The 6,050-nt window shown below is 73.4% G+C and carries 3 protein-coding genes, 1 pseudogene and 1 riboswitch; all 4 genes and pseudogenes read left to right on the forward strand.

Annotated features, from left to right (window positions below; genetic code table 11):
* Positions 1-953 (forward strand): pyridoxal phosphate-dependent aminotransferase (locus N869_RS12165; protein ID WP_035062093.1); only part of this gene is annotated, 953 nt, incomplete at its 5' end.
* Between the two features lie 78 nt (positions 954-1,031).
* A complete protein-coding gene (locus N869_RS12170; protein ID WP_035062095.1) occupies positions 1,032-2,261 on the forward strand; it encodes a peptidoglycan glycosyltransferase FtsW in 1,230 nt (409 codons plus the stop codon).
* A 36-nt stretch (positions 2,262-2,297) separates the two neighbouring features.
* A riboswitch (glycine riboswitch) is annotated at positions 2,298-2,387 on the forward strand.
* Between the two features lie 179 nt (positions 2,388-2,566).
* Entirely contained in the window at positions 2,567-5,428 is a 2,862-nt protein-coding gene (gcvP, locus tag N869_RS12175; RefSeq protein WP_035062097.1) for an aminomethyl-transferring glycine dehydrogenase, read from the forward strand.
* A pseudogene (locus N869_RS12180) lies at positions 5,425-6,050 on the forward strand (glycine cleavage system protein T); the annotation flags it as partial. The gene gcvP and the pseudogene N869_RS12180, both read left to right, overlap by 4 nt.

Here is a 6,050-nt window from a genome sequence, read left to right on the forward strand (position 1 = left end):
AGATCGCCGGGCACTACCGGCGCTGGTACGGGGTGGAGGTCGATCCTCGTCAGGTGGCGGTCACCACGGGCTCCTCCGGTGGGTTCATGCTGGCTTTCCTCGCGGCGTTCGACGTCGGTGACCGGGTGGCGTTGGCCCGCCCCGGCTACCCGGCGTACAAGAACATCCTCACCGCCCTGGGGTGCGAGGTGGTCGAGGTCGACTGCGGGCCGGCGACCGGCCACCAGCCCACCGTCGAGCTGCTGGACGCGGCGCACGCCGCGGGGCCGCTCAGCGGGTTGGTGCTCGCCTCCCCGGCGAACCCCACCGGCACGATGATCGGCGCCGACGGGCTGCGGGACCTCTCCCGCTGGTGCGCCGAGCACGACGTGCGGCTCATCAGCGACGAGATCTACCACGGCATCACGTACACCGATGCCCGCAGCACCCAGGCCACCGCGGCCACGCACCTGCCGGACGGGGCGGTGGTCGTGTCGTCGTTCTCCAAGTACTGGGGGATGACGGGGTGGCGGCTGGGCTGGTTGGTGCTCCCCGACGAGCTCGTCGCCCCCGTGGACGCCCTGGCCGGGAACGTGGCGCTGTGCCCGCCGGCCCTGGGCCAGCACGCCGCCGTCGCGGCCTTCACCCCTGCCGGGTACGCGGCGGCCGAGGCCGAGGTCGCCCGGTACGCGGAGTCCCGACGGCTGGTCCTGGACCGCCTCGACGACCTGGGGTGGCGGCGCACCGCACCCCCGGACGGGGCGTTCTACCTGTACGGCGACGTGTCCGCCACGGGCCTGGACTCGGTGACGTGGTGCGCGCGTCTCCTCGCCGAGGCGGACGTGGCCCTCACTCCCGGCACGGACTTCGACGCCGTCGACGGGCACTCGTGGGTGCGGTTGTCGTTCGCCGCCCCCACCCCGGTCGTGGCCGAGGCCACAGACCGGATCGTCGCCTGGCAGCGCACCCTGTGACCGGCGCGCACGCCGCCCCCGTCCGACACACCGTCGCAAACCGCCCCGGCACCGCCCCGGACGTCGGACACTGAGGCGATGGTCACCCAGGTCACCGACAAGGAGACGCCGCAGCCCACGCGCCGCGGCGTCCTCGGTGCATGGGACTCACCCCTGACCAGCTACTACCTGGTGCTCGGCTCGACCCTGCTGCTCACCATGATCGGGCTGATCATGGTGTTGGCGAGCTCGTCGGTCGTGTCGTTGTCCGCGGGCGGGTCGGCGTACTCGGTGTTCGCGGCCCAGGCGCGCATCGGTGCCGCCGCCCTGGTGCTCATGTGGATCGCGAGCCGGGTGCCGCCGGCGTTCTTCCAACGGATCGCCTGGCCACTGCTCGGCGTCGGGATCGTCGGCCAGCTGCTCGTCTACACGCCGTTGGGCGTCGCGGGCGGGGGGTCCCTGAACTGGATCCGCATCGGAGGCCAGATCGTCCAACCGTCCGAGGGCGTCAAGGTCGCCCTGGCCCTGTGGGTCGGTGCCGTCCTGGCCCGTAAACGCCCCCTGCTGGGGGACTGGAAGCACGCCCTGATCCCCGTCGTGCCGGGCACCCTCGTGGTCGTGGGGACGGTGCTGGGGGGCGGTGACCTCGGCACCTCCGTCGTCATGATGGGGCTGGTCGGCGGTGCGATGTTCGTGGCCGGGGTGCCGATGCGCATCTTCGGATTCGCAGGTGTCGCCGCCGCCGCAGGGGCGGTGGCCCTGGCACTCACCAGCGGCAACCGCATGCGTCGGATCACGTCGTGGCTGAGCGCAGACTGCGACCCCCAAGACGGGTGCTACCAGTCCATCCAAGGGGTGCGGGCCCTGGCGACCGGAGGCCTGTGGGGCATCGGGCTGGGCGAGAGCCGCTCCAAGTGGAACTACCTGCCCGAGGTCGAGACCGACTTCATCTTCGCCGTGATCGGTGAGGAGCTGGGCCTGCTGGGCACCCTGGTGGTCCTGGGCCTGTACGCGGCGCTCGCCGTCGGCATGAGCCGCATCATCGTGCGACACACCAGCCCGTTCGCGAAGATCACCACGGCGGCGGTCGCGACCTGGATCATCGGGCAGTCGGTGACGAACATCGCTGTCGTCACCGGCCTGCTGCCGGTGCTCGGGGTGCCGCTGCCGCTGGTGTCGGTCGGTGGTTCGGCCCTGGTGGGCAGCCTCGCCGCCCTGGGGGTGGTGCTCGCGTTCGCGCGCACCGAACCGGGCGCCCCCGAGGCCCTCGCGGCCCGCGGACGGACCGCACGCCGGGTGATGGGCGTGGTGGGTCGGGTGCGGCGTTGAGCGCCTATGATCGCCACGACAACTGAACGTGCTGCTCGAACCGCGACGGGAGAGCCCTCCTGCCGGAGGCGCCGAAGGAGCAACCCTCCCCGGGAAACTCTCAGGCCCCTGTACCGCCGTGGTGAGGCAACTCTGGAAAGCGGTCGCGTGAGCGACCCACCGACGGTGCAAGCCGCCCCACCCGTGTGACGACGTCCCGTCGGTCACGTGGGGCCGGCCAAACTCTCAGGTCGCGGCCCGTCCGCGGATGACAGAGCGGGGAGAACCCACCGTCCGGCCCCGCCGGCACGTCCACCGGGAGACCCGTGACCCAGCCAGCACCCGTTCCTGCCCCTGCCGCCGACGGCTTCGTCGACCGTCACGTGGGCCCGCGCGGCCTCGAGCTCGACCACATGCTCGCCACCGTCGGCGCCCCCACCCTCGAGGCCCTCATGGACCAGGCGGTGCCCGCCGGGATCCGCACCCCCCGCGCCCTGGCCCTGCCGGCGGCGCGCAGCGAGGCCGAGGTCCAGGCGCACCTGCGGGGGCTCGCGGGCCGCAACGAGGTCCTCACCACCATGATCGGCCTGGGGTACCACGGGACCGTCACCCCGCCGGTGGTCCGCCGCAACGTGCTGGAGAACCCGGCCTGGTACACCGCGTACACCCCCTACCAGCCGGAGATCAGCCAGGGCCGCCTGGAGGCGTTGCTGAACTTCCAGACGGTCGTCGCCGACCTCACCGGTCTGCCGGTGGCGGGCGCGTCCCTGCTGGACGAGGCGACCGCCGTGACCGAGGCGGTGCTCCTCATGCGGCGGGCGGTCAAGGGCCGGCCCGACGGGGTGGTGGTCGTGGACTCCCAGTGCCTGCCCCAGACCCTCACGGTGCTGCGGGGCCGGGCCGAGGCGATCGGGCTGCCCCTGGACGTGGTCGACCTCACCGACGGCCTGCCCGACGACGGCCGGGACGTCATCGGGGTGGTGCTGCAGCAGCTCGCCACCAGCGGTCAGGTCCGTGACCTGCGGCCGGTGATCGCTGCCGCCCACGCCCGGGACGCGATGGTCACCGTCGCCGCCGACCTGCTGTCCCTGACGCTCCTGACGCCCCCTGGTGAGCTGGGGGCCGACGTCGCGGTGGGCTCGGCCCAGAGGTTCGGGGTGCCCCTGTTCTACGGGGGCCCGCACGCGGCGTTCATGTCGGTGCGCCAGGGCCTGGAGCGGATGCTCCCCGGACGGCTGGTGGGGGTGAGCCGCGACCTGGACGGGGCCCCCGCGTACCGGCTCGCGCTGCAGACCCGTGAGCAGCACATCCGCCGTGAGAAGGCCACCAGCAACATCTGCACCGCCCAGGCGCTCCTGGCGGTGGCTGCCTCGTTCTACGCCGTGCACCACGGGCCGGACGGGTTGCGGCGCATCGCCCAGCAGGTCCACGACCACGCCCGCACGCTGGCCGACGGGGTCCGCGCCGACGGCGGGCACGTGGTCCACGACCACCTGTTCGACACCGTGCTGGTGCGTGTGCCGGGCGCTGCCGAGCAGGTCGTGGCGCGGGCCCGCGAGGCCGGCATCAACCTGCGGCGCGTCGACGACGACCACGTCGCCGCGACCCTGGACGAGGTCACCACCGCCGCCCACGTCGCCACCGTCCGCGAGCTGCTGCGCGCCACCCACCCGGCTGAGGCGGGCGGGGTGCCGGGGTCCGGTGCCCCGGTGTCCCTGGTGCCGGACGGGGCCCTGGCACGCACCAGCACCTACCTGGAGCACCCCACGTTCCACCGGTACCGGTCCGAGACCGCGCTCGTGCGGTACATGCGGCGGCTCGCCGACAAGGACCTCGCCTTGGACCGCACCATGATCCCGTTGGGCTCGTGCACCATGAAGCTCAACGCGGCGGTCGAGATGGAGCCGATCTCGTGGCCCGGGTTCGCCGACCTGCACCCGTTCGTGCCGGCCGACCAGGCCCGCGGGTACGCCGAGCTGGTGGGTGAGCTCGAGGGCTGGTTGGCGGACGTCACCGGGTACGCGGAGGTCAGCGTCCAGCCCAACGCCGGGTCCCAGGGTGAGCTCGCGGGCCTGCTGGCGATCCGCGAGTACCACCGCGACCGCGGGCAGGGGCAGCGGGACGTGTGCCTGATCCCCGCGTCCGCGCACGGCACGAACGCCGCGTCCGCGGTGCTGGCGGGCATGCGGGTGGTGGTGGTGCGCACGGCACCCGACGGGGAGGTCGACCTGGACCACCTGCGTACCGAGCTCGACGTCCACGCCGACGACGTGGCCGCCATCATGATCACCTACCCGTCGACGCACGGGGTGTACGAGGAGCACGTGCGTGAGGTGTGCGACCTGGTGCACGGTGCCGGGGGCCAGGTGTACATCGACGGGGCGAACCTCAACGCCCTGGTCGGGTACGCCCAGCCGGGCGAGCTCGGCGGGGACGTGTCGCACCTGAACCTGCACAAGACGTTCTGCATCCCCCACGGTGGTGGCGGGCCCGGTGTGGGCCCGGTGGCGGTGGCCGAGCACCTGGCGCCCTACCTGCCGGGCCGCGGTGCCCCGCAGGTGTCGGCCGCCCCGTACGGGTCGGCTGGCATCCTGCCGATCTCGTGGGCGTACGTGGCCCTCATGGGCGCGGACGGGCTGCGACGGGCGACGGCCACGGCGGTGCTCGCCGCGAACTACGTGGCCACGCGCCTGGCAGGCCACTACCCCGTGCTGTTCACCGGCCCCGGGGGGCGGGTGGCGCACGAGTGCATCCTGGACCTGCGCCCCCTCACCAAGGCCACGGGCGTGACCGCCGAGGACGTCGCCAAGCGCCTCATCGACTACGGGTTCCACGCACCGACGTTGTCGTTCCCCGTCGCCGGGACCCTCATGGTCGAGCCCACCGAGAGCGAGGACCTCGCCGAGCTCGACAGGTTCTGCGAGGCGATGGTCGCGATCCGCCACGAGATCGCCCAGGTCCAGGACGGCACCTGGCCCCTGGCCGCGTCCCCGCTGCGGGGTGCACCCCACACGGCCGCGGCGGTGACCGACGAGGAGTGGACCGCCCCGTACTCCCGGCAGACGGCCGTGTTCCCCGTCCCGGGCCTGCGGCACGACAAGTACTGGCCCCCGGTGCGCCGCATCGACCAGGCTGCCGGTGACCGCAACCTGGTGTGCGCCTGCCCCCCGATCGAGGAGTACGCATGAGCCCCCGCCCCACGCCCCTGGCCGACGAGCACCGGGCGCTCGGTGCCACCATGACCGGTTTCGCCGGGTGGGACATGCCGTTGCGGTACGCCTCGGACGTCGCCGAGCACCACGCCGTCCGCCGGGCCGCAGGGCTGTTCGACCTGTCCCACATGGGCCAGGTCACCGTCACCGGCCCGGACGCGGGCCGCGCCCTGGACGGTGCACTGGTCGGGTGGGTCTCGACCCTCGAGGTGGGCCGCGCCCGGTACACGATGCTGTGCGACGCCGACGGCGGCGTCCTGGACGACGTGATCGTCTACCGCACCGCCCCCGAGGAGCTCCTCGTCGTGGCGAACGCCGCGAACACGGACACGGTCGTGGGCGAGCTGCACGAGCGGTGCGCGGGGCCCGGCGCCCGGGTCGAGGACCGCACCGGCACCACCGCCCTGATCGCCGTGCAGGGGCCCCGCGCACTGGACGTCCTCACCGCCCTGGTCCCCGGGGCCGGCGACCGGGAGACCCTCAGCGGCATGCGCTACTACGCCGCGGCCGGGGCGACGGTGCGCACCGCGGACGGTGACGTCCAGGTGCTGGCCGCGCGCACCGGGTACACCGGGGAGGACGGGTTCGAGCTCTTCGC

The organism is Cellulomonas bogoriensis 69B4 = DSM 16987 (assembly GCF_000767165.1).
Classification (GTDB): Bacteria; Actinomycetota; Actinomycetes; order Actinomycetales; family Cellulomonadaceae; genus Actinotalea; species Actinotalea bogoriensis.